Genomic DNA, 23,772 nt, shown 5'->3' on the forward strand with positions numbered 1-23,772 from the left:
CAGCACCATGAGTGAGAGAGCGTCACCATCTGGCGGGGGCGCACAAAGCAGAAGAGGCCCAGCACTTCGTGCCGAGCCTCCTATTTTTGGTTCCGCGCGGTTTCATGCGCGGAGCGACCGAGTCAGATGACCGCTTCGCCTTGCTTGCGAATCGGCTTGCTCGGCTTCTTCTTCACGACCTTGCTGAACAGCTTGCGGTCCAGGTACTCCGTGAGGGGTAGCGCGACGTAGATCGAGGAGTAGGTACCCAGGATCAAGCCGACGATCAGCGTGAAGGAGAAGTCCTTCAAGGTGCCCGTGCCGCGCACGAAGAAGAACATCAAGCTGAAGATGGTGGTGCAGCTGGTCAGCACCGTGCGGCTCAGCATTTCGCTGAGGCTCACGTTGATGATCTTCATGAAGCTCGCGCCGCGCATACGGCCCAAGTTTTCACGCACGCGGTCGTAGACGATAACCGTGTCGTTGACCGAGTAGCTGACGATGGTGAGCACCGCGGCGACGGTGGAAAGACTCAGCTCCTTCTGCACCAGCACCAGCACGCCCACGCTGAGCACCGCGTCGTGAATCAACGCGATGACGGCGCCCGGAGCAAAGCGGAGGTCGAAGCGGAAGGCGATGTACGCCGTGATGAACACCAGCGCGATCAAGATGCTCTTGAGCGCGGCATCCCGCAGCTGCGCACCTGCCTTGGGACCAATCCACTCAACACGCAGGGGCTCCGCCGGAACCACGTCGGCGCCGAGCTTGGTGCGCAGTACATCCATCAGCTGGTCACCCTTGCTCTTCAGCTGGATCTCCACGCGGTGCTCGCGGGAGTTCTGGATGGTGACGGCGTTCTCGCCGTCGCGCACCGCAACGCCGCTCACGCTGCTCATCTGCTGGCGGATGCGCGCGAGGTCCGGCGCTTCGCGATAACGCACGCTGACCTTGTCGCCGCCGGGGCTGAACTTCACCTCGCTCGCGGTGCGGTCCTTGGGACAGCGGTCCTCAGGTAGGCCTTCACCGAAGCACACCGCCGTCTCGACCTCGCGCTGCTTGGCCTCGTCAATCGACGACACCTCCTGCACGCGGATCATGAAGCGGTTCTTGGCGCTGCCCTCTTCGACGCGCACGATGTCTGGGCTCGAGAAGCCACCACTCTTGATGATGTCGCGCAGCTGCGGAACCTGAACCGGCTGGTTGAAGGCGACCTCGACTTCGGTACCACCCTTGAAGTCGGTGCCGAGCTTCGGCCCGGGGTAGAAGATGCTCCCGAACGCGAGCAGCACCAACAGGAAGCTCATCGGACCGAAGATCCGACGCATGCGCATGAAGTCGTAGACTTTGCCGACGGGGAATAGCTGCATCGCTCAGCCCATATCCAGTTGAGCATCACGGTTGCGGCCGTGTACCCAGAAGTCGAAGAAAACGCGGGACACCACCACACCCGTGAAGATGTTGGCCATGGTGCCGACGATCAGCGTGACGGCGAAGCCCTTGATGGGACCCGTTCCGTATTGCGCCAGGATGACACCACCGATGAGTGTCGTGATGTGACCGTCGATGATGGCGCTGAGCGCTTTGCCGAAGCCGAGGTCGACTGCAGCTCGCGGACTCTTCCCGTCTCGAAGTTCCTCGCGGATACGTTCGTTGATGAGAACGTTCGAGTCGACGCTCATACCGATGGTCAATGCGAGACCCGCGATGCCAGGTAGCGTCATCGACGCACCAAAGGTCGCGAGAATCGCCAGCTGCAGCATCAGGTTCAGGCCAACCGCCAGGTTCGCCACCAAGCCTGCGCGGCGGTAGTAGAGCAGCATGAACACGATGACCAACGAAGCGCCGCCCATCGCGCCTTGAAGGGCGAGGCGAATCGAGTCGTGGCCGAGTGAGGGACCGATGCGCTGCTCGTTGGACAGCGAGATCGGCGCCGGGAGCGCGCCGGAGCGCAGCACCAACTCGAGGTTTCGCGAACGCTCGAGCTGAACCTGCGGATCGCCGGAGCCCATGGTGATGGTCGCGTGACCACCGGGGATGCGCGTCTGAATGACCGGCGCGCTCTCCACCTTGCCGTCGAGGATGATGCTGAAGCGCCGCTTGATGTTGTCGCCGGTGATCTTCTCGAAGATGTTGCCGCCGCGGTCGGTGAAGGTGAGCGCCACGTGCCAGCCACCCATCGACTGCTGGCTCTGGTCGGGCTGAGCCGCCGCGTCACGAATCAGGTCACCGGTGATGTCAGCACGCGCCTTGAGCACGAACGTGCGCCAGCCGGTATCGGTCTCCTTGAGCGTATCCGGGTCGGTCTTGGTCAGCTTCTCGAAGCCGATCTCCCGGCCGGGGGGCACGTTCAGCGTGTCTACCCAGGCGCGGAAGCGCTGCAGCGACTGGTCCGACGTTTCGTCCTTCTCGTTGCGGATGACGGCGAAGCGGAAGGTCTTCTGGATCAACTCCCCCTCTTCGTCTTGTCCGACGCTGACGCCCTCGGACTCGAAGCTCACACCCTTGGGGATGTTGCCGGTCGCGCCCTTGGCCAGGTCCTTCTCCAGGTCGGCAAAGAACGTGCTCTCGTCGTCGTTCAGCTTGAACTCGAGGCGCGCCGTCTGGCTGATGATGTCGCGGATCTGCTGGAAGCTCTTCTCGTCCTCACCGGGGACCTCGACGATGACGTCCTCGTCACGGGTCGAGACCGCCGCCTCACGCAGACCGAGCTCGTCAACGCGACGCAGGATGATTTCCTTCGCCTGAGCCACCGCGCGCTGACGGATCTCCGACTCAGCGGACTCACGGATGAAGTAGCGGACCTTGCCGCTGCCCTGTTCATGGGCGAAGTCCAGTTCCCCACGGAACTTGTCCTGAAAGCGCTTGTCGAACTTCGTTTCGTCCTTCGGGTCCTTGAACTCGATGTCGATGGCGTTCGTCTTGTCTTTCGGGGAGATCAGCGTGACCTTCTCGCGGAGCTTCTTGTAGGCCTCTTCCGTCGGGCGATCGTCGCCGCTGTGAAACTCGAAGGCACGTGCGAGCTCTGCCTGCATGTCCTCGTAGTAGGCGTCACGCTTGTCCTTGATCGCCTCGCTCACGTCGACCGTGTAGACGAGCCGCAAACCGCCGCGCAGGTCGAGACCAGCAACCAGCTTGAAGTCGATGTTGTCCTTCAAGTACTGCGGGCAGTGGACCTTGCCCTCGCTCATGCTCTCGACGCTGGGCAACAGCGTCAGCACCGCAAGCATCGCGACGCCGGACACCAAGCCAAAGCGCGCGCGCCAGCTGAACGTCACGAACTCGAAGCCAACGAAGAAGCACCAGATGGCCACCCACGCGAGCAGCACCATCGGCCAGAACGCATTGTAGTGGGCCGCCACTGCTGCGGCTCCTGCGGCGACCGCCCCAGACCACTGCGAGACCCGGTGCGCGCGCCGCACATAGCCGAGCGCTATGAGCACCGCGGCGAACCCGCCTAACACGTATTGCAAGACCTCGTTGACCACTAGGGCACCTTCATCACCTTCACTGGCGAGCGCTCGTCTGCCGCTGCCATCAAGCCCCACGTCGGGACCAAAGAACCAGTCGCTCTCAATGGCGACCTAAACCGTCACGCGCCGCGCGGGCGCCGAGTAATCCTTCGCACGCTTCCGCGGAGAAATGCGCTCTACTTCGCCTCTGCTGGCTTCGCATCGCCAGTGTCTTTGCCAAGGATCGAGGAGCTCAGCACCTTGACCTTCACTCCCGAGGCAATCTCGATGGTGGTCACGCGGTCCGCCTTCTCAACCAACTTCCCGAGCAGCCCGCTTTGAGTGATCACACGGTCGCCCTTCTTCAGGTCGTCGATCAGCGCGGCTTGCTTCTTCTGCTGGCTGCGGTTGGTCCACCACATGAAGCCAAACAGGCCGACCATGAGGAGCAACATCGGCGCCATGGACAGGAGCCCTCCCGCGGGGGGCGGCTCGCCTGCTCCAGGGGGCGCACCTTCTTGTTGAGTCGTGGGCTTACCTTCGGCAGGAGCCGGCGCCGGCGCGGCCGGAGCCGCAGGTGCACCCTCACCAGGCGCCGGTGGGCGCGGTGGAGGTGTCGGTTGACCTTGATATGCAAACGCCGCGAAATCCAAAGGGTCCTCCGTCCAGGGGGTCGGGCCTATACCGAGGATTCGGGGGGTGCGCAAGGAACGCCTAGTTCACACCAGTGGAGCGTCGTTAGGACGACCGTGCGGCTCCTCCCCGAGGGAGGGAGCAGGGGGAGAGGTTGCTTCCCAGGGCGGCGGTGAACCTCCGTCCAGGGTCGCTCAGACCCCAGCGACCAAGCGACCAGGAACGCACCGCAAACGGTATGCCGTGAGCATCAATCTGCCTTGACACCCCTCCGAGCGAGTGACATTTATCGCGCCCGGTCCGAACCCGAGACGAGATGAATGAAACAGCGCTCCTTGCGAGCGATCTTCAGGCGCGTAGCTCAGTGGTAGAGCACTACATTGACACTGTAGGGGTCGGCAGTTCAATCCTGCCCGCGCCTACTGCCCTCGGGTTTTGGGCCGGTAAGCCAGCGTTCTCCTCCCAGCGTTCAGTTGCGAACCTGGGAGCGCTCTCGGTGACGCTGTCGCCTTGGGAGTCGGCGCCCTCGGAACATCCTGGACCGATGCACTCATGACGAACGGCGCGCGAGCCACAGCGCGCGAGCTACTGGAGGCAGCGGGGCAACTCGATGCTGACGTGCTCGCCGTGCAGCTGGACGGCAAGCTGATTGACCTCCACACCCCTGTCGCGGTGAGCAGCGATCAGCTGAAGCCTGTACGACGCGGCACGAAGGAAGCGCTGGAGCTGATCCGGCACTCGACTGCCCATGTGATGGCGGACGCCGTGCAGCGCCTGTTCCCTGGCACTCAGGTGACTATCGGTCCTGCCATCGATTCCGGCTTCTACTACGACTTCGATCGTCCCGACGGACCGTTCACGGACAAGGACCTGCAGCGCATCGAGAAAGAGATGCGCAAGATCATCAAGTCGAAGCGTCCTTTCACGCGTGAAGTGGTGACCCGCGCGGAAGCGCTGGAGCTCTTCGACGGCATGGGGGAGAAGTACAAGCGAGAGCTGATTGAGGGCTTGCCTCAAGACGCCGAAATCTCGCTGTACCGACACGGCAGCCCGGGCCGCAAGGAAGGCACCTGGGTCGACCTCTGCGCGGGTCCCCACGTCCCATCCACGGGTGATCTTGGGGTTGTGAAGCTGACTAGCGTCGCGGGCGCTTATTGGCGAGGCGACGAAAAGCGCCCGATGCTCCAACGCATCTACGGCACGGCCTTCGGGACTCAGGAAGAGCTGGACGCCTACCTGACCCGACAAGAGGAAGCGAAGAAGCGCGACCACCGCAAGCTCGGCAAGGAACTCGAGCTGTTCTGGTTCCACGAGTACGCGCCGGCGATGCCCTTCTTCTTGCCGCGCGGAGCCGCGGTGTACCGCCGCTTGGTTGAGTACATCCGCAACCTCTACGTCGACTACGGCTATCAAGAGGTCATCACTCCGCAGATCTTCGACAAGCGGTTGTTCGAGACCAGCGGACACCTGCAAAACTACCGCGAGAACATGTATCTGCCCGTGACGGCGGAGGCGATCGATCAGATCGCCCACGATCACGACCACGACTCCGAGGCCCACCCGGCTCTGGAAAACCTCGCCCAGAAGCCGATGAACTGCCCGAGTCACTGCCTGATCTTTGGGCAGCGCAAGCGCAGCTACCGCGAGCTTCCTTGGCGCATCGCCGACTTTGGTCGGCTGCATCGCTACGAGCGCGGCGGGTCACTTCATGGCCTCGCCCGTGTTCGCACTTTCTGCCAGGACGACGCGCATATCTTCTGCACGCCGGAGCAGATGCGTGCAGAGCTGGAGAGCTTCAACAAGCTCTTGTTCGAGGTGTACGCCGCGTTCCGCTTCGAGAACGTCCAAGTGAAGCTCGCGCTGCGTCCGGAGAAGCGCGTCGGCAGCGACGAGATGTGGGACGCCGCCGAGAGGGTGCTCGAGGATGTCCTCAAGGAAACGGGCGTGCCCTATGAGGTGCTGCCTGGCGAGGGTGCATTCTACGGACCGAAACTCGAGTTCCACATCACGGATGCCCTCGGTCGTGACTGGCAGCTTGGCACGATGCAGGTCGACTACGCGCTCCCCGAGCGCTTCGACCTAGAGTACGTCGACAACGAAGGCCAGACCAAGCGGCCCGTCATGCTGCACCGAGCGATCCTGGGCTCCGTGGAACGCTTCTTTGGCGTGTACATCGAGCACTGCGCCGGCAAGTTCCCCATGTGGCTCGCTCCCGAGCAGATCAGCCTGCTCACCGTGAGCGAGAAGCAAGCAGAGTTCGCCCAGCAAACCGGTGAGCTTCTACGCAGCCATGGCTTGAGGGTCATCGTGGATGCAGGCTCCGACAAGCTGGGCGCGAAGATCCGCAATGCCCGCAATCAGCGCCTGCCGTACTTCGCCGTCATCGGGGAGCAGGAAGTCGAGAACCACAGCCTGTCGGTACGCTCACGCGACGAAGGCGAGCTCGGCTCGCTCCCCATCGATCAATTCATCGAGCGCGCAGTCGCCGAGGCAGCTTGGCCTCGCGCCTGATGTGAGCGATTTGAGAACCCAGGAACCTATGAACCGAGAGAGAAGAACAGACCTATGGCAATGAGACGACGCTTTCAGCGGGGTGAACCCCGAGGACCACAGATCCGCATCAATCACCGGATCCGGGTGCCCGAAGTGCGCGTCGTAGCTGCCGATGGGTCGATGCTCGGGGTCATGACCACGCAGGACGCTTTGCGCCGTGCCCGTGAAGAAGGCCTCGATCTCGTCGAGGTGAACCCGAAGAGCCAGCCACCGGTCTGCAAGATCCTCGACTTTGGCAAGTACAAGTACGAGGAGAAGAAGAAGGCCAGCGAGGCCAAACGACGCCAGACGGTCGTCGAGGTCAAAGAGATCAAGTTGCGCCCCAAGACGGACGATCATGACCTCAACGTGAAGCTTCGCGCAGCTCGCAAGTTCATCGAGTCCGGCAACAAGGTGAAGTTCACGGTGCGTTTTCGTGGCCGTGAAATCACCCACCCCGAGCGCGCGAAGATGCAGCTCGACTGGCTGCTCAAGGGCCTGGAAGATCTGACGGTCATCGAGCAGATGCCCACCATGGAAGGTCGAAGCATGGTGCTGATCGCCGCGCCCAAGCCTGCGGTGATGCAGCGAGTGCAGGCCGAGCGCGCCGCCCGTGAAAAGGCCGGCGAGCGCGAGGAGCGCTCACAGTCGCAGAACTCCGCACCGGACAACGATGCTCCCGAGGATGACGAAGACTTCGACGACGAAGACGAAGACGACGAAGACGAAGACGAAGACGGCGAAGACGAGGATTGATCGCCGCTTAGGCCGTCACCTCGATCGTTGGATCGCGAGGCGCCCCCGAAACATCGGGGGCGTCCTTGTTTTGTCTCCACGGTTCGGCGGGTCGCACGTTGCGACCGAGGCAGACTGTGGAGCGCACCGGTGCTCCTCACCCCCAAACGAGGAGGAGCACAGGGATGCCCGATCAGTTGTTTCCGCGAGGTAGGGGGCTCAGATCGGCAGCTTGCCGCTGAAGTAGGCCCCCGCAGCTCCGGCAGCGACGAGCACTACCAGGATGAATGCGATCAGGCCCCCTTTACCTTTTGGGGGAGGTTGTGGTGCGGAAACGGGTGCAGATGCTGGTGCCGGAGCCACTGGCGCCGGCGCTTGAGGTCTTGGTGGCGGTGCCGCTGCCTTTGCGGGTGCCCCTGGATTCGATGGTCGGGCCGCAGGTGGCGCCGTGGACTCGTCTTCGAGCGCCGCCAAGTTGCCCTCTTGGAAGGAGGTGGGCGGCAGACTGCCGGCGATGTCTTCGAGGTCCGAAGCCCAATCCCCGACGTTCTCGAACGAGCCGAGATTCAGCGGAGCAGCGCCGAGGTCGCCCGCGGTGCTGCGGTCGCCTTCACTGCCTTCCTCTAGTGAGGTGAACTCGAACAGCGCATCGTCGATGAGCTCCCCGATGATGGATGCCTTGTCCTTCGGACGCGCCTGCTTCTCTTGGTCGCGCGCGTCGATGACTTGCTGGACCAAGGTGGCGATATCGAAGGCAGATACCGCGCGATCCGAGCGAAACAGGATCTCGTTGAGGTCGCGTCCCAGATCCCTTGCCGTCTGGTAGCGAACCGCTGGATCGCGCGCCAGGGACGCCAGCAGCACCTGCTCGAGCTCGGGCGATACGTTGGGGTTCAGCTCGCGGATACTCGGGATCTTCGCGGCCTGGACCTGTCGAACCGTTTCGAGATCTGTTTCCCCAAGGAACAACCGTCGACCGGCCAGCATCTCCCAAAGGATGATGCCGACGGCGAAGATGTCAGTTCGAGCGTCCACCGCGTGGCCGAGAGCGGCTTCAGGGGAAAGGTAGCTGAACTTGCCCTTGATGATGCCGGGCTCGCTGTGCTCGAGCTGACTGTTCGCCTTCGCGAGACCGAAGTCCACGATCTTCACCTCGCCATAGCGGGTGATCAGGACGTTCGGCGGCGACATGTCGCGGTGAACGATCGTGAGAGGTTCACCGTTGTCGTCCTTGAGTTCGTGGGCGTAGGAGAGACCCTCGCAGATCTTCACGCAGATGGACACCGCCTCTTCCACGGGGAAGGTGCGGTAGTGTTTCCGCGTGTATTCGATGGTCGCCTTGAGGTCGGCGCCATCCACGAACTCCATGACGATGAAGTAGGTGTTGTCGCCGACACCAATATCGAAGACTTGAACGCAGTTCGAATGGGACAGATGAGCGCTCAGGCGCGCTTCATCCAGAAACATCCCGATGAATTGCTTCTTCTCCGAGAGGTGAGGCAGGACGCGCTTGATCGCGACCTTCTTCTTGAAGCCTTCGAGGCCCGCGCTCTCGGCGCGGAACACCTCGGCCATTCCGCCCGCCGCGATGCGTTGGACGACGCGATAGCGCTGTTGCTGCTGTGCCATGTGGTGATTGGGCTCCGCGCCCTGAGGCAGGTTAGGGTTCCTGGCGGCGCAGGGTCAAGAACTGCAGGGCTCAGCGCTTGCCATCTTGGGCGAGGCCCTTGAGCAGCTCTAGATGATTGCGCGGAGCAGGATCGAAGCGGTGCGCCTGGAAGATGGCCTCGGCGTACGGTCGGGCCGATGCGGGTAAGGCGAGCAACGCCGCAGAAAAGCGTTGGCGGACAGCCGTAGGTAGCCGGCTGGCACCTACGATCACGTCGCCCGGAATGGGGCCGATCAGCACGATCACGCGAATGTCCCTGGCGTTGGCTCCTACTTCCAACCAGGGAGCCGAGCGCAACTGCGCCGTATTGGGATCCACTGCGATGTGGGTGGCACCGACGTCGACGCCGCCATCGAGTACAGCCCGCGCGACGCTCAGGTGGTCCCCCAGGAACCGCTCTTCCCCGAACAGCTTGTCCGGGTCGAAGCCAAGACCACGCAACCGCCACCTCGGGGCAACGTAGCCCGATGCGGAATCGCGGTTGACCCACGCGACGCGTTTCCCTTGCAGCTCGTCCACGGTCTTGAGGTCCGAGTCGGAGCGGACGAACACGGCGGAGTGATAGCCGGTACTGAAGCCGCGCTGGACGACTAGCCATGGCTCGGCGAGGCGCCGCTGTTGAAGCTCCAGTGCGACGAGTGGCGGAGCCCAAGCTACGTCGATCTCGGCGTCGGCAAGCCGCTGAACCAACTCGACGTTGTTGGCGGCGACCACCGTCTGGATGGTGAGTCCCGTGCTGCTCCCTAGCGCGTGCGCGAACTCCCGCAGGGCGTCCACCGAACGATCATCCGCGGCGACAACACCAATCGAGAGCGTGGTCACGGGGCGTATCCTACAGCTCCATGGAGTCGCTTTGAAAGACGGGGAGGGAAACATGCAGAGGCGATCGTGGGTCATCGACCACGCTTGACCCGACGCGCGGGCGCCAATAGAGAAACGTTGGCTCGCCCGCGCTAGCGACGAGCGGAGAAAAGATGTCAGCTCAATCGCACGCAGATCACGACGAGCACGCGGGTCACGATGACGAACACGCGGATGAACACGTAGACGAGCTGGACAGCGACGAACCCCGCACCCCGGGCTGGTTGTCGCTGCTGGGCTGTGCGTTGTTCTTGGCCGCTGGGATCTATGTGATTGCCACTGATGAAGGTCCGAAAAACCTCGTCAAGCCGGAAGCGGCTGTAGCCGAGGCCCCAGCCGCAGAAGCGCCCCAAGCCGCGACCGCACAGGTCGCGCAACCCAGCGCCCCGCCCAATCCCGGACAGCAGGTGGATCCACAACAAGCCCGTGCGGCCGCGCAGAAGCTGATCGATCAGTTGCGCTTGCGTGGTGCTCCGGGTGGACCCGGCGCGCCCGGGGGCGCCGCGGTTCCAGGCAGTGGCCAAGGTCGTGGCCGCGGTGATGGTAGCGGCCGGGGCACCGGGCGAGGCCCCGCGGCTGGGCATGGCCCTGGCGACGGCCACGGTCACTGAGGCCACGCGCCCGTCAGCGTCGGAAGCGAACGTGGGTTGAGAGGGCGCAAACTCCCGCGATCCGTGGGCGGCGAGTTGTCGTTTGTCCGCGCCTCCCGAGCGCGAATTCGCCAAAAAAGGACTCGCCAAGCCTGATGATGCGTGTCAGAGTCCGCCTCCCTTTCGGGGCCGTAGCTCAGCTGGGAGAGCGCTAGACTGGCAGTCTTGAGGTCAGGGGTTCGATCCCCCTCGGCTCCACAACTTGGAAGTTCACCAAAAGGTGAGCAGAAAGCAAAACGCCTGGGTCGTCGACCCAGGCGTTGCTGCTTTGTTCAGGACGGTTCAACCAAACAAGGGCAGGTCCGTTCCCTCCAAGGGGAACTGCGCCGAGATGTCCGACTCGGCGACTCCAGCGAGCCGGCGCAGAGCGCGCTGAATGTGCGCGGGAGTCACCACCGTGCCGCCGCTCGAGACCGTCTGAAGCGAGCTTGGGTCGACCGCCTGGGGGAGGCGCTCCGCAGTGGTCGCACCGATCACTCGGTCGCCGGCGATGCCAGGGCCCATACAGAAGAAGCTCGAGATGGGGTGGTGATCTTTTCCATCGCGGTCGTTGTACGGGCTGCGGCCAAAGTCGGACCCGACCAGCACCATGATCTTGTCCGCCAAGCCCTGCTGAGCCGCGTAGCTGACCAGATAGTCAATCCCGCCGAGCAGCTTGGCCTGTTGGCGACGCTGGCTTTGGTCGTTGTTCGCGTGGGTGTCATAGCCGCCGAGACCGAGCGACGCGCTGACGCCGAGCCCGCTCTTGAAGGCATGGATCGCGATCTGTCCCTGCTGCATGAAGCGCTCGAGGTCGTTCAGATCGTTCGAAGGGATATCCACCAGTGAGTCCGGCAGCTGGAGCTTTGACAACTCTCCGTCGCCGGCTCGCGCCAGCTCGAGCGCGGAGATCGCCTGCTGCTTGCGCAACAGGTTGGCCGAGCTGCGAAGGCGCTGGGCTCGATCTGCCTGATATTGTGCGATGCGTCCCCAGGTTTCAGGGGTGTGGTACAGCGATGACTCGGGGTCGTTGACGTCCACCTGATTGGGCCGAGCGATGCGGGTCAACGCATCCACACTCGACACTCGAGTCAGCCCGATCAGACCCTCCGTCGCGTCGTATCCGCCGCTGCTCAAGAACGCCATCGGCGCGCCAGGTGCCTTGTTCGCGGCGACCAAGGCTCCAAGGGACGGATATCCTTCCTGAGTCTTACCGCTCCAGATGCTGCGTGTGCCGCTGTCGTGGTTGTTTGTCTTGGTGTCCACACCGTTGAAGACGGTGAGCTTGCTCCCGTACTTGGTGAGGAACGCTTCGTTGGACAGGATCCAGTTGAGGTTCTCGGTGTTATCCCACCCCAGCTCGGTCAGCTCCGTCGTGGTGGGAGCGAAGGGGATGTTCCCCAGCTTGCCGAGCTGTGTGTACGACCGCGTGTGGTCGGCGCTGATGACGGGATCGAACATCAAGGTCGGATCCCAGCCGCCGCCGGCGTGCACGAGGATCCAGAAAGGTCCCGCGAACGGTTCCCCCGCGGAAGCGCGTGAGACGATGGAGGGAGCGGTAAGGGCGAGCCCTGCGGCCGCTGCAGCTTGCAAAAAGCTTCGTCGTTGCATGGTCATCTCGCTCCTTCAGTCGTGCAGGAACTTGTAGTCCGCCAAGAGGTAGGTGATCACCGCCATCCAGGCGCGAATCACGTAGTTTTCGTCCTGTTCCAGGCGCTGTCCTTCAGGCAGGTCCGCGCCGGTGAACCGATCGGTGCGTGCGCGGCACCGCCATTCGAGGCCCTTGTCCAGGTCGCCTCCTTGAACCTTCCCGACGCCTTCCTTCCAGGATTCGTAGAAGAGCTGATAGGTCTGCTGAATCTCGGTGTTATCGAGCGCAAGGTCTTCCCCGAGGAAGTGCGCGTGGAGGTACTGGATGTTCTTCTTGATGTCAGCCACCGCGTCGGGAACGGCGTCCCCGCTCTCGGTTTCCGGCGCCTGGGACGGCTCGACGTAGGGGAAGAGGTATCGGTCCGTTGGCGACAGCGTGAAGTCGAACGCGCTTGAAGCACAGGATACTTCGTTCGCCATGCGCCAGACGACGTTGGCCATGACTCCGTTGGGCGCGTTGAGCCGCTGGGTAACGGTGTCCGAGTCGATCCCGCCGTAGAGAATCTTGTAGTCCGACTTGAGGTATTGGTTCGTGTCCCAACCGCGCGTCCAAGGGAAGCCAGTGACGGCGGTGATCTTCTCGGCCAGACTCTCCGGCGAGTCGAAACGGGCAGTGCCCACGTTCGAGAGCTGCGTCTGACGAGCGGCGTCACTCGAGGAGGCATCCGTGGCCCGATAGTAGGGGCTAAGGATAATCTCTCGGATCACCGTCTTCAGGTTGAAATTGCTCTCGGTGAACTTGTCGACGATGGCGCGGAACGTGGCGTCCTGTGCCTCCCAGGCTTTGAGCTGATCGGCGAAGTTCGTCGCTTCGGAATCCGCCGGGTAAGCCAGCGGTTCGTGCCCAGTAAGGGCCTTGAACATGGTGTGTACCGCAGACAGCGGGAAGCGGCGATCCTTGACTAGGCGCTCGGCGAGCCACGCAGGCGCGTTCCCGAAGTCGCTCGTCTCCATGTCCTCTTTGCCGAATCCCGGGGGAAACATCTCGGCATGCCAAGACTGGTCCGGCACGTACTTCTCTTGATCGTTCTCGTCGAACTTCTGGAACGCCCCCGCGATGGGATCGAGCTGGCGGTGACAACCAGTGCAGGTCGGATCGTCGCGCGTAGGGTTCTGGTACTTTGCGGTCTCGTCCGCGTTGATGGGACGATTGACGACGGCCAGGATGTCAGTCGCCAGGAAGAACTTCATCACCATGCGGGCGCGATGCCGGTTGCGGTTCGTGCGCGTGGTGGGGAAGCGGTTCAGCCACATCGGTGAGGTGAGGAGGCCAGCCGTCGGCCACGCCACCATGCCGCTTTCCAACTGGGCCTGGATATGGCCCGGCTTGAACTCCGTGTCGTCGGTCGGGTTGTTGAACTCGACTTGCGCGTTGTACATCGGCGCCGAATACGGGTTCATCATCGTGTAGTCGGCGGTCAAGATCTCCGAGAACGGGAGATCGTTCTTCACGATGTACGCGATGAGCTCGAGGGGCTCCCGAGCGACCGCTCGGTTCGCCTTGGCTTTCTCCTCGTCCGTGAAGTTGTCGTAGGCGTCGCTGGCGTAGGGGAACTGGTTGTCGTTGAGAATGTTCAGCGCGTAGCCGTTGTAGCCAAGGTACCGATCCGTGAGGAACATGTCGTTGTACTGGAGCTTCAGCCAGTCGTAGAACGCCGGATCATCGAACAGCGCGTCCAACTTCCCAGGTAGCACGTCCAGGCCACCCGCCCGCAGCTCTTCTATTTCGTCGGCGGAAGGCAGGCGCCCGGTGAGCTGCAGCGATGCCTTGCGGAAAGTCCCAAGTTCGCCGAGCAGCTGAACGTCGGGGAAACTCGCAGCGGCGGCAGACTCTGGACAACTCTCTGCCTGCTGGAAGCGCTGAATTAGCTCGGAGAGAGCCTTGTACTCCTTGCTGTCCGGTGCCAGCTGAACGCCGCCGCCGTGGTCCAGCTCGCCAAGCGGCTTGCGCAGCACGACCGACTTACCCTCGCTTTCGATCTTGGACATCTCCGCGATCGCCTTCATGTTCGTGTCCAAGAACCCCGGGTAGCCAGGTGGCAGGAGCTGAAACTCCGCCCCCTCTTCCACCGCCACGCCATCCGGAGAGTGGCAGTTGATGCAAGTCTTTGAGACCACGGGCCCCCACACCTTCTGTGCGAAGAAGGCCCGATTGCTCAAGCACGCGCCGGAGCCGGCAGTCTCTTCGTCAGACGCGCTCGAGCAGCCACCCGTGGCGCCGGCCAGCAGGCCAGCCCCAACGAGCATCGTCAAGCACGAGGCGAGTCTTACGCGGGTGCGTGTCTTTGGAGTCGTCATTTCGAATCCTCGTTCATGGCAAAAGACCAGAGCCACTCGGGTCTCGCGCCAACCTGGGCGCGCTTTGGGAGGGAAATCGCAGGAACTCTACTTCGAATGCAGGTCGCGAAAAACGCACGTACCTCAGCGCCAGAGGCAACCACACCGGCGCTCAGCCACGCCCTTGGGGCGCATCAACAATCTCTCGCGCCCGGGGGAGGCGCAACGCTATTTCCGCTCGGATACTCCTACCGAGCCATCGTTCCCGCGTGATAATGAGAAGGTAATGGGGAAACCCCCGCTAGATCAAACCCGATTTCACGGCCCGGCGACACACCAAGTGGGGCGATGTGCGCAAGCCGACCAGTGGGTTGAGCCGAACGATGTGGGCTGATGACTACGTGCCAACTTCCATAGGCATTCCAACATCACGTTTCTTCGCTGGATCGAGCCGGTGTGGCTACTTGGCGGGTGTGGGGTACCTCCCCCAACCGCCGTGGTACGCCCCCGATCGTCGCGACGACCGCCGTGGTTCTGCGAAGAAAAAAAGTCGCACGTCATCTGGATTTCTACCGCCTCGTGCGACGTTTCCGCCGGGGAGCGGCGTGTGGCATCGCTGCTGCGCGCGTCGAGCTGGGCGAAACGCGTCATTCGCAGCGCCAAATCACGAAGACACGAGCGGCTTCCCCAGCTGGTTCAACCTGTCTGCATCAGTGGCAAGGCTCAATCACCGCGAAGTCGGCGAAGTAGTCCTTGTCGCAGACTTTGCTGCGCTCGAGGATCGAGGCGGCAGTCAAGGTGCGCACGGAGAACTGAAGGCAGCTGCCGATCTGCGCCTGCTGAATACGCTCGAACATCTCGGTATCCGCATGGATGGGGTGAAGCAGGCTCGGCTTGAATTTCGCGCTCCCCACCGCGAGCGTAAACAGGATCTGGCTCCCGTCGGAGCTCACACGCTTCGACTCCAAGCGGCCCCGCGCAGACGCCACGACCGTTGAGGCCACGAGCCTGGCGTTGTCCTTCAGTGCCTGAGCCCGCTCCCCCTCTTGCTCCGCCCGATCGTAGCGTTCGCAGTTCTGTGCAACCCGCTTCAGCCAAGGTAACGCCTGCTCAGCCGCCGGGTCGCGCTCCGCCGTGGGGGTTGGCTCGACCCGGATCTTCACTGTCAACGCGACGCCCGCGCCCAGCGCTACCAGCATGCAAAGCGCCCCGAGGATCAGGCTCCGCCGAATCGGTCGACGCTCATGAACTGGACGGGAAGAATGAGGATCCTGCACGGGTACACCTGGAGGCTGCTCCAGCCGAGATGACCTACAACAGCCGCAAGAACTGCTCCAGCGCCAAGCGCTCTTCAGCGCTGAAACGCTTACCGTCTTGGGGCACACCTAGATGCAGGAAGCGTCCGGCCCCGTAGCCACACTGCGCTAGCAGCGTCGACAAGTCCGGCGCCTGGCCGTTGGTGAAATAGGGCGCCTTCTTGTAGAGCCTGCGAAGCGACGAAGGACGCGCGCCCTCCGGATGGACCCGGGGCTCGACCCCAGTGCTTTTGTATCCAACGCTCGCCCACACGATCGGCTGCTGCTCGAGCAGCGCGCTTGGCCACTTGGCCGTGGGCACCTCCGTCTTGGGGTCCGAAGCGTCCAACCGAGCCCCGTGGCAAGTGGCACAGTGCTCGGCGAACAACGCAGCGCCTTGCGTCTCCGGCGTGGTCAATCCGTCTCCCCGAGCCCGCTCCGCCAAGATGGGGTTTGGGCGATGGTTGAAGTGAACCAAGAAGTCGAGCAGCGCCTCGCGCAGCTGTTCCGGGTCGAGCTCGGGCTCCTCCACACCGAGCTTCGCGAGCCAACTCCAGTCTTCTGTATGCACCCCGAAGATCGGCGAGGCACCTGAGTTCGCGCCCGCAACCCGAAATTCGTTGTTCACCATCTGAGCTAGATCTCGATCTAGCCCCCGCGTGAAGTAGGGGCGGTTACCGACGAGTCCTAGCAGCGGTTTCGTAGTTGCGGTGATTTCGCCGCGCCCCGTGGCATGGATGCGCCCATCACCATAACCCTCGAAGTGGCAAGTCTCGCAAGTGAAGCGACTCAATTTACCAGCACTCCGGTTGTGGGGCGCCATCAGGTTGGTGAAGAACAGGGCTTCACCAAGACGGACGCTAGCGCTGCGGGAATCGCCACGCCCTGATTCCTCACGGTAATACAACGCGCCGTCAGCGCCACTCCCGACCCAGGCGTCCAAGAGCGAGTTAGCTGCCAAGAAGCCACCCCCAACACGCTCCAAGTCGCTGGTTCCCGGAGGCAAGCTGGGCACCGCCAGGTGAGCTTCGCTCAATCCCGCTGCATTCCAACTCATCTCAAAAACACCGCTGGTCGCGAACCCGGCAAACGCCACGCTACGCGCACCTGCCTCTTCGGGACCAAGCCAGATCGCCTTCGGGAGCACCGCGCCACTAGCAGAGACGTTGACGGCCGATGTCCTCGCTGTCGCGCGCTGATCCACGCGGAAACTATACATATAAGAGTCGATGTTCCCGAAAGAACCGATCGTGCGGTCTAGCGGCGCGTCTTCCACACCACTGGCGACGACGTTCAACGCCTGGTGCGACTCCCAGAGCTCGAAGGTCCAAAACGGCCCCTGGTTCTCCAGCGTCTGGGGCGTGACGTCGCTAGTCAGCGCGCGGTTCATCGGAAGCCGGAACAGCTTGATGCGATGCTCAAGCAGGCAATTGACACCAAGCCAGTTCTGCGTCGCACGAACGTCGAGAGCCCCACGACAATCGGCGACCTTGACCAGTGCGATATCCTCGCCGCCCGCGTCGAGTCGTACAACGCTCCCAGACAGCTCGTCCGTCGCGTACCAGTGGGCTCCGGCGCGCACCAAGCCGCGCAGCGCTACAGGGGACTTCAAGCGATATTTGCGCACCGCCTCCCGCTTCGTGTCTCCACCGGTTCGCTTGCTCAAGTCGTAGCTCCAGAGCTCCCGCCGAAGCTCCGACACGACCCGCAACTCACCTTCCCCCTCAGCCATCGCAGTGGGAGCATGGGGCGTCGCGAAGCGCCCAACCTCTTTCCCTGCGGCATCAAACAACACCAGCTGGTCGCGACCGCGCAGCAGCCCAGCAAGGCCGCCGGACTGCAAGACAATGAGGCGGTATGGGTCAGGGCCGGAAGCCACATCGGCGCCGCTCAGCTTGGACAGCTCCAACCCCTGACGCAGCTGCTCTTCGTGGGATCTGAGGCGGGTGAGATCGAAGCGCGCGGCAACACTCGCACTTGGTGCGGGGTCCCCGCTCTGCCCGGACTGCTCACCGCAGGCCAGCAACGCGCAAGCGAGGGGAACCCCGATCCCCAATCTCCAGAACTCGCGCGTCACCCCCCCAGGGTACCAGCGCGGCGAGCGCTTCGCTCAGCCCATGGTGTGGACTTTGAGCGGCTCGATCTTGTACAGCACGCGCACCTCGCCTTCGGTGCGGAACGGGTACTTCTCTTTGCCCATGTAGCGCATCGCCATCTTATCGATGTGCTCGTCAGCGCCTTCCTCCGTTCGGCCGACAATCTTTCCCTGGATGCCTAGGTAGCGATACGGGTTCTCCGGGTCGCTGATTGAAATGCCGACCTGATCGCGCGCCTGCATGTTCTTGTCCTTCAAGCGACCAGCCGCCGTGTTGATCAACACGTGGGTGCCATCGAAGTCGACCCACACCGGCGTGACCTGGGGCGTGCCGTCCTTCATCACCGTCGCGAGGTTTGCGAAGGCCTGTTTCTGAGTTAGGAGGTCCTGAAAGTTGTCGGGGATTTGAGCCATAGACTCGGATCACTTGGACAAGCGTGGCGGTGGGTCAATCCCCTGATGGAACCGCCGGTGCGTGGAAATCAGCGCGACGCGGATCCCCCCTGAATTCGCCTACTCGGAGCACCGTATCTGCAACGCGTCAGAGGTCCGTCACGAGCCGTGCGCAGCGCTTGCGGGAGGATTTGGCAGGCTCAAACTTCCAGGCAACCCCGTCGCTCTAGGAGGTAACCATGATGTTGTTAGGGATCGGAGTGGTGGCAATCCTCGCCACGTTGCTCACCTTCGTGGGCGATCTGCCCAGCGAACTCTCGGGCTGAGCGGCGAGCCGCGAGCGCCCGCGGAGTCACGTCGTGGAGGAACCTCAGGACCTCCTCCCGCTCTGCACTCGTAAGTCCGAAGAGTGCGAACACCGACGCGTCCAGAGACTGACCAAGCTCGCCCAGCGCCTCGGCATCAGACTGCGAAGCGCGCTTCACCAGTGCCTCAATGCCTCCTCGCAACTCCTGGTTCTCCGGCGGCATTGGCAAGGCACGGAGCTGCCTGATCTTTACCTGCGGAAATACTTTCTGGCGGACGTCGCGATTTTCGACGACGTGCAGCGCGCGATACAATGCGGAGTTGAGTAGGCCCACGAGCAACTCGGCGGAAAGTCCCTCGCTGGGGAACCCGGCGAGCAAGGTGTTGCGAAAATAGCGACCGTCGTGCAACGCCGCGATTGGGTGAGTCGCAGTCTGACGGACGACGAAGGCGACCTCGGCGTAGGCCTCGGGGGCCCTGAGCTTTGCTCGGCAGCGAGCCAACACCTGCGCGTCTGGTTTCAGAAACAGTCGCGTCGGACCCAAGCGAAACTCTTGTACATCCCTGCCCTCCAGGAGGCCTAGCACGAAACCCTCGTGTGGGGCGTTTCCTCGGTGGAACAGCGAGCGGCTGATCTCGCCAGCGCTCTGGAAGCCGCGCTCCCCAAAACACGCTGCTGGCAACGTCGGAAGCTCCGCCAGGCGTTGCAGCACCTGTGGTTTGCTCAGCTCACTTGCCGCGCTTGCACGGGACTGACGCTCGACGAGCTTCCAGGCCTCCCCACAAGCTGTGGCGGAGTCGTCCGGCTCGAGCAAGAGTCCAAAGCTAGGCTGGGTCACGCCGGGGAATGCGTCGCTGCCGAGCTCGGGTAGCGGAAGCATCAAGCGGTGGTGCGCGGTCGCGACCTCACGCACCGCGCGGTACCCGTCGAGGTCCGCCACAGGACTCGGCAAGAGCAACGCGACTCGACCCCGGGGGGCCAACTTCGTCGCCAGTTCCACGAACAAGCCATGAAGCGTGGGGTAGCCCCGCCACGCGAGGAAGTGCTTCATGTAGCGTTTCCGCAATGCGACTCCGAGAGGCTGAGCCGCGCGTCCTGCAAAGGCGACCCAGGGAGGATTGCCGATGACCAGCTCGAACCCGTGAGGCGCCAGCGTGCTCCACGCCCAGCCATACACATTTCCACGTGGTTTTAGATCGATCTCCAGCGAATCCCCGCTGCGCAAGTTCAGCGGCAGCTCGGCGACCACCAACGATGACTGCCCTAGCTCCAACCACAGGGAGAACTCGGCGACCGCCAGCGCGCGCGCCGATCGGTCCACCCCAAGGAGTCGAGCCACCACGGCCAACCGCCGCTCCCTATCCTCGGGGTCGGGTGCCAGGCGACGCAGGCACGCGAGGAGGAACGCGCCGCCACCTACCGCGGGATCACAGATCCTTGGTAGCTCGTTGAGGGGCGCGTCCGGCCGCTCGATGGCCCGCTTCGCGATCAAAGCGCACACCTCCGGCGGCGTGTAGAAGCTGCCACTCCGCCGACGCTTGTCACCCGTCGTATCCCACTCGAGCAGGCGCTCGTGCAACTTGCCGAGCAGCTCCACGCTGGAGTCGCTGTCCAGCAGCGACTCTAGCGCCACCTTACATTTCCTCAAGGATTTTCCATCAAGCGCAGCGATGACTTCCGCGTCGAATTCTCGCGCGAGCAGCCGCGCACCCCGCAAAGCAGAAACAGAGCGCGCTGTGTCTAACCACTCGAGCGGCCCCGGATCGGGATCGGGGGGTGAGGGCACGAGTCCTCGGCGCGCGGCGAGCGCCGAGCCAAGCCAAACCAGCGCCCAGTTGGCCCAGACTTCCGGGCTTCTACCTATCCGCTTCGCCGCGCGCTCCAAACAGCCGAGCCAGCCACGCAGTGGCCCATCCGAGATGGCAGTGGGCTGAGCGCTCGACACGAGCTGTTCGATAGTCCAGCCATCGAGGGACGTCGAGGCCTCGAGCCGATCGCCACCAAGCCGCAGCGTGTTCAAGCCGCAGCGTGTTGAAGGGAACGGCTTTCACGACTAGTACCCACCTAATGCAGCTCGCTTCCACGCTCCTTGGCCCATCCAGCGCCTCACGCTGCATCGTCCTGCTGCATGGCATCCTCGGCTCCGGGGGAAACCTGCGAGGCCTGGGTCGCCGACTCGTCGAGCAGCTGCCGGGCACGCGTGTTGTCCTGTTCGATCTGCGCGGGCACGGTGACTCAGCGGACTACGCGAGAAGCAAGGGTGGACCGCACACCGTGCGTACTTGCGTGGAAGACGTCGACTCTGCGCTGCGGAATCTACGCCTGCACGCGGACGTTGTGATTGGCCACTCATTCGGTGGCAAAGTCGCATTGATGTACGCCGAAATGTTTCCGCAGGGTTTGAGACAATCCTGGGCACTCGACTCCACCCCCGGTATCAAACGCGACGCAGGAGGGGGCGAGGTCGGGCGAGTCTACGAAACGCTCCGCGCGTTAGCTACGCCTTTCTCGAGCCGAGAGGCCATGCTACAAGCCATGGAGAGCCGCGGCATCGCCACGGGGATCGCGCGCTGGATGACCACGAACCTCAAGCGCGAGGGTGACGTCTACGAGTGGGCATTCGATCTAGACGTAGTGGGCGAACTGCTCGAAGATTATTTCCAGCAGGATATGTGGCCATGGCTCGAAGCGCGCAGAGGCACACCGGACATCCACCTCCTGCGCGCGCTAAACAGCGACCGCTTCAGCCAACAGGACACGGAGCGAGCGCTAGCTCTGCCGAAGGCTGCAAGAGTCACACTCCACGACTTGCCCAACTCCGGTCACTGGGTCCACGCTGACAACCCCGAAGGCCTACTCGAGATCCTCACTAGTGAGCTCGCTCACGGCTAACGGTGGCGCGTCCTTGATTCTCGGATTTGAACCGCCAAGGACGCCAAGAGCGCCAAGAATTCTTGGGATAAGGCCCGATCCGGCCGGCGAAAGTCTGTCGCCGCTTGATACGCACCGCACGGCGTCCGCAATCACGTCTCCCGCCGCTTGATACGTCCCGCGCAGCACGCTGAGTCGCGAGCCCAACCCCTTGGCGTCCTTGGCGCCCTTGGCGGTTCCCAAACTCCAACATCAAAGCGGCCCGGTCGGGTTCAGTAGGCGACCAATCCCGTACGGAAACAAACTACGCTTTGCGCCGCTGCTCCACCAGCGCCGCGCCAAGGTCGAGCGCCGCGCGCATGCCGTCGGGGTCGGCGATGCCTTGCCAGGCGATGTCATAGCCAGTGCCATGATCGACGCTGGTGCGCACGATGGACAACCCGGCAGTAACGTTTACCGCGTCACCAAACGCCACCAGCTTCATCGGGATGGTAGCTTGGTCGTGATACATCGCCACCACGCCAGCGTAGTCGCCCCTCAGCGCCTTACGGTATGCCGTCTCGGCGCCGATCGGACCCACGAGCTTCACGCGCCGGCCGAGCTGCTTTTTCGCGCGCTGCATGCCCGGCAGAATCGCGGTGCGCTCCTCGTCACCCAAGAGTTCGCTCTCGCCGGCGTGAGGATTCAACGAACACACCGCGAGCACCGGCTCGGCCTTACCCAGCGCCTGCACCAGCTCCGCGAGCGCAAGGATCGACTCCGCGACTGATTCCTCGCGGATTTGCACGGAGACATCCTGTACGCGTACGTGGGTCGTGACGAGGCTCGTCGTGAGCTTGTCGGCGGCGAAGCACATGACGCTGGATGGCGCGGCGTCCAGCGCCTGAAGCCACTCGGTGTGGCCGAGGAAGTGCTCGGCGCCGGGGGTGCCGGAGGCGGCGATAGCCGCCTTGCTGACAGGCCCGGTGACGAGCGCGGCCTTGCCAAGGCGCTTCGTCAGCGCGTACCCCGCCTCGACCCAGGCGAGCTGCGCTTTGCCGGATTGTTTGGAGGGGGCACCTGGTTTGCGGTCCTTGGCGGCGACTTTAGTGCCTGGATCGTAGAACCACAGCTGCCCCGACTTGCGAGCGCGCAGCGCCGCGAGATCGATAGACGGATCCATCGGGGTGAGGCAGCTCTCCCTCACCCCCAACAAACGGCACGCTTGCTCCAGCGTCCCTCGGTCAGCGACCAAGACGCAGGGCTCTGCTTGCTTGGACTTCGAGCGCTTGAAGGCGGCGGCGACGGCGACCTCGGGCCCGATGCCAGCGGGGCACCCCACGGAAATGACCAACGCCGCAGGCAGGCTCTCACCCGGCTGCGGCGCTGTTCGTTGCTTGCGCTCGGCTTTTAGGCCGCGCGTTTCATTCTTCGAGGTCCTCTTCGAGATCATCGGGGTCGTCACCGGTTGGAGCACGCAGCTTGTACCCCGAACCTCGCAGCGTCTCGAGAGGCAATGCGTCTCCGAGCTTCGCGCGCAGCCGCCGCACGTGGATATCCACCGTTCGCGGACCGCCGTCGTAGCGATTGCCCCAGACCCGCGCGAGCAGATGATCGCGACTCAGCACCTTGCCACGCCGCTCGCACATATAGGCGAGCAACGCGAACTCCTTCGCGGTGAGCTGCACTGGTCGACCCTGCACGCTGACTTCGTGACCGGCTTTGTCGATCACGATGGGCCCGACCTTGTGTCGCTCTTCCGTCGCGAACTCACTGCGGCGCCACTCGAGCGCTCGAATGCGCGCGTAAAGCTCCTCAGGAACGTACGGGTGCAACACGAAATCATCGAAGCCGCTCGAAGGCTCGATGCGCGCCACCTGACCGACGGTCACAGCGATCAGGGCGCCAACACTGTCGAAGGTCGCCTCTCCTCTCACGGTGCGCAGGGCAGCCACGGCCAGATCGGGTCGGTCGAGCGCCTCGAACACCAGCGCGCGTGGGCGCACATTGTTCTCGTCGTCGTCGTCCTCGATCAGATTGACCGGGTCATCCCACAAATCGAGAGTACGCACGTTGGCGCCCAGCTGCCGCAGGGTTGCCGCCGCACCGTCCTCACGTTCCAACAGCGGACCATGGCCTACTACGGCCACGAAAGTTTTGGTCCGCTGAGCCTTGGCCTCAGCCGATGTCCGTTCCGCCAACTGTAATCTTCGCTAGCTTAATGGTTGGACAACCGACCCCCACCGGAACGCTCTGGCCATCCTTACCGCATGTCCAGATCCCGTCGGAGATCTCTACGTCGTTGCCCAGCATGCTTACCTGGCCGAGTGTTTCGGGACCGTTGCCAATAAGGTTCACGCCCTTGAGCGGTGCAGTTAGTTTGCCGTCCTCGATCAGGTAACTTTCCGTAAGAGAGAA

17 protein-coding genes and 2 tRNA genes are annotated in these 23,772 nt (G+C 63.2%); 6 read left to right on the plus strand and 13 right to left on the minus strand.

The genetic code is table 11. From position 1 onward, the window contains the following. Positions 1 to 122 precede the first annotated feature (122 nt). The 3 genes from secF to yajC all read right to left on the minus strand — a co-directional run bounded on the left by secF (position 123) and on the right by yajC (position 3,892). The gene (gene secF, locus H6718_32575) at positions 123 to 1,346 is read right to left on the minus strand and encodes a protein translocase subunit SecF (GenBank protein ID MCB9590195.1); all 1,224 of its coding nucleotides are present in this window, start codon (positions 1,344 to 1,346) and stop codon (positions 123 to 125) included. A 3-nt stretch (positions 1,347 to 1,349) separates the two neighbouring features. Continuing rightward, positions 1,350 to 3,464 carry a protein translocase subunit SecD gene (gene secD / locus H6718_32580; GenBank protein ID MCB9590196.1) on the minus strand — a complete coding sequence of 705 codons (2,115 nt, stop codon included), beginning with the start codon at positions 3,462 to 3,464 and terminating at the stop codon, positions 1,350 to 1,352. Between the two features lie 161 nt (positions 3,465 to 3,625). Further along, a complete protein-coding gene (yajC, locus tag H6718_32585) occupies positions 3,626 to 3,892 on the minus strand; it encodes a preprotein translocase subunit YajC (protein ID MCB9590197.1) in 267 nt (88 codons plus the stop codon). A gap of 519 nt (positions 3,893 to 4,411) precedes the next feature. Here yajC and H6718_32590 point away from each other — a divergent pair. From H6718_32590 to H6718_32600, 3 genes are all read left to right on the plus strand, one after another. After that, positions 4,412 to 4,483, plus strand: a tRNA-Val gene (locus H6718_32590). A 130-nt stretch (positions 4,484 to 4,613) separates the two neighbouring features. Further along, positions 4,614 to 6,572, plus strand: coding sequence for a threonine--tRNA ligase (thrS, locus tag H6718_32595; protein ID MCB9590198.1), 1,959 nt, complete (start codon positions 4,614 to 4,616; stop codon positions 6,570 to 6,572). Positions 6,573 to 6,626: 54 nt separating this feature from the next. Continuing rightward, positions 6,627 to 7,349 carry a translation initiation factor IF-3 gene (locus tag H6718_32600; protein ID MCB9590199.1) on the plus strand — a complete coding sequence of 241 codons (723 nt, stop codon included), beginning with the start codon at positions 6,627 to 6,629 and terminating at the stop codon, positions 7,347 to 7,349. A gap of 198 nt (positions 7,350 to 7,547) precedes the next feature. On the opposite strand, the gene H6718_32605 is transcribed toward H6718_32600, so the two are convergent. Together H6718_32605 and H6718_32610 are read right to left on the minus strand one after the other, a co-directional pair. After that, complete coding sequence (locus H6718_32605) at positions 7,548 to 8,957, minus strand: serine/threonine protein kinase (GenBank protein ID MCB9590200.1); 1,410 nt, start codon at positions 8,955 to 8,957, stop codon at positions 7,548 to 7,550. Positions 8,958 to 9,027: 70 nt separating this feature from the next. Next, positions 9,028 to 9,819, minus strand: coding sequence for a phosphate/phosphite/phosphonate ABC transporter substrate-binding protein (locus H6718_32610; GenBank protein MCB9590201.1), 792 nt, complete (start codon positions 9,817 to 9,819; stop codon positions 9,028 to 9,030). Between the two features lie 152 nt (positions 9,820 to 9,971). Between H6718_32610 and H6718_32615 the strand changes: the two genes are divergently transcribed. Next, positions 9,972 to 10,469 carry a hypothetical protein gene (locus tag H6718_32615; protein MCB9590202.1) on the plus strand — a complete coding sequence of 166 codons (498 nt, stop codon included), beginning with the start codon at positions 9,972 to 9,974 and terminating at the stop codon, positions 10,467 to 10,469. Between the two features lie 164 nt (positions 10,470 to 10,633). Then, positions 10,634 to 10,706: transfer RNA gene (locus H6718_32620), tRNA-Ala, on the plus strand. An 84-nt stretch (positions 10,707 to 10,790) separates the two neighbouring features. Here the strand turns inward: H6718_32620 and H6718_32625 are convergent. From H6718_32625 to H6718_32650, 6 genes are all read right to left on the minus strand, one after another. Next, positions 10,791 to 12,098: a DUF1501 domain-containing protein gene (locus H6718_32625; protein ID MCB9590203.1), complete on the minus strand. Its 1,308-nt coding sequence runs from the start codon at positions 12,096 to 12,098 to the stop codon at positions 10,791 to 10,793. Positions 12,099 to 12,113: 15 nt separating this feature from the next. Then, a complete protein-coding gene (locus H6718_32630; protein ID MCB9590204.1) occupies positions 12,114 to 14,435 on the minus strand; it encodes a DUF1588 domain-containing protein in 2,322 nt (773 codons plus the stop codon). Positions 14,436 to 15,124: 689 nt separating this feature from the next. Further along, positions 15,125 to 15,613 (minus strand): hypothetical protein, encoded by a 489-nt coding sequence (locus H6718_32635; GenBank protein ID MCB9590205.1) that lies wholly within the window; start codon positions 15,611 to 15,613, stop codon positions 15,125 to 15,127. A 112-nt stretch (positions 15,614 to 15,725) separates the two neighbouring features. Beyond that, the gene (locus H6718_32640) at positions 15,726 to 17,786 is read right to left on the minus strand and encodes a hypothetical protein (protein MCB9590206.1); all 2,061 of its coding nucleotides are present in this window, start codon (positions 17,784 to 17,786) and stop codon (positions 15,726 to 15,728) included. A gap of 33 nt (positions 17,787 to 17,819) precedes the next feature. After that, complete coding sequence (locus tag H6718_32645; protein ID MCB9590207.1) at positions 17,820 to 18,218, minus strand: PPOX class F420-dependent oxidoreductase; 399 nt, start codon at positions 18,216 to 18,218, stop codon at positions 17,820 to 17,822. A 227-nt stretch (positions 18,219 to 18,445) separates the two neighbouring features. Next, positions 18,446 to 20,524 carry an N-6 DNA methylase gene (locus H6718_32650; GenBank protein MCB9590208.1) on the minus strand — a complete coding sequence of 693 codons (2,079 nt, stop codon included), beginning with the start codon at positions 20,522 to 20,524 and terminating at the stop codon, positions 18,446 to 18,448. Positions 20,525 to 20,571: 47 nt separating this feature from the next. Here H6718_32650 and H6718_32655 point away from each other — a divergent pair, with 47 nt between their 5' ends. Then, positions 20,572 to 21,396, plus strand: a complete 825-nt coding sequence (locus tag H6718_32655) for an alpha/beta hydrolase (GenBank protein ID MCB9590209.1) — start codon at positions 20,572 to 20,574, stop codon at positions 21,394 to 21,396. A 283-nt stretch (positions 21,397 to 21,679) separates the two neighbouring features. Here H6718_32655 and H6718_32660 read toward each other — a convergent pair whose 3' ends face one another. Beyond that, complete coding sequence (locus tag H6718_32660; GenBank protein ID MCB9590210.1) at positions 21,680 to 22,807, minus strand: 4-hydroxythreonine-4-phosphate dehydrogenase PdxA; 1,128 nt, start codon at positions 22,805 to 22,807, stop codon at positions 21,680 to 21,682. Beyond that, a complete protein-coding gene (locus H6718_32665) occupies positions 22,779 to 23,447 on the minus strand; it encodes a response regulator transcription factor (protein MCB9590211.1) in 669 nt (222 codons plus the stop codon). The genes H6718_32660 and H6718_32665 overlap by 29 nt, the downstream gene beginning before the upstream one ends. Positions 23,448 to 23,772 lie beyond the last annotated feature (325 nt).

Source organism: Polyangiaceae bacterium (genome assembly GCA_020633205.1).
GTDB lineage: Bacteria > Myxococcota_A > Polyangia > Polyangiales > Polyangiaceae > JAHBVY01.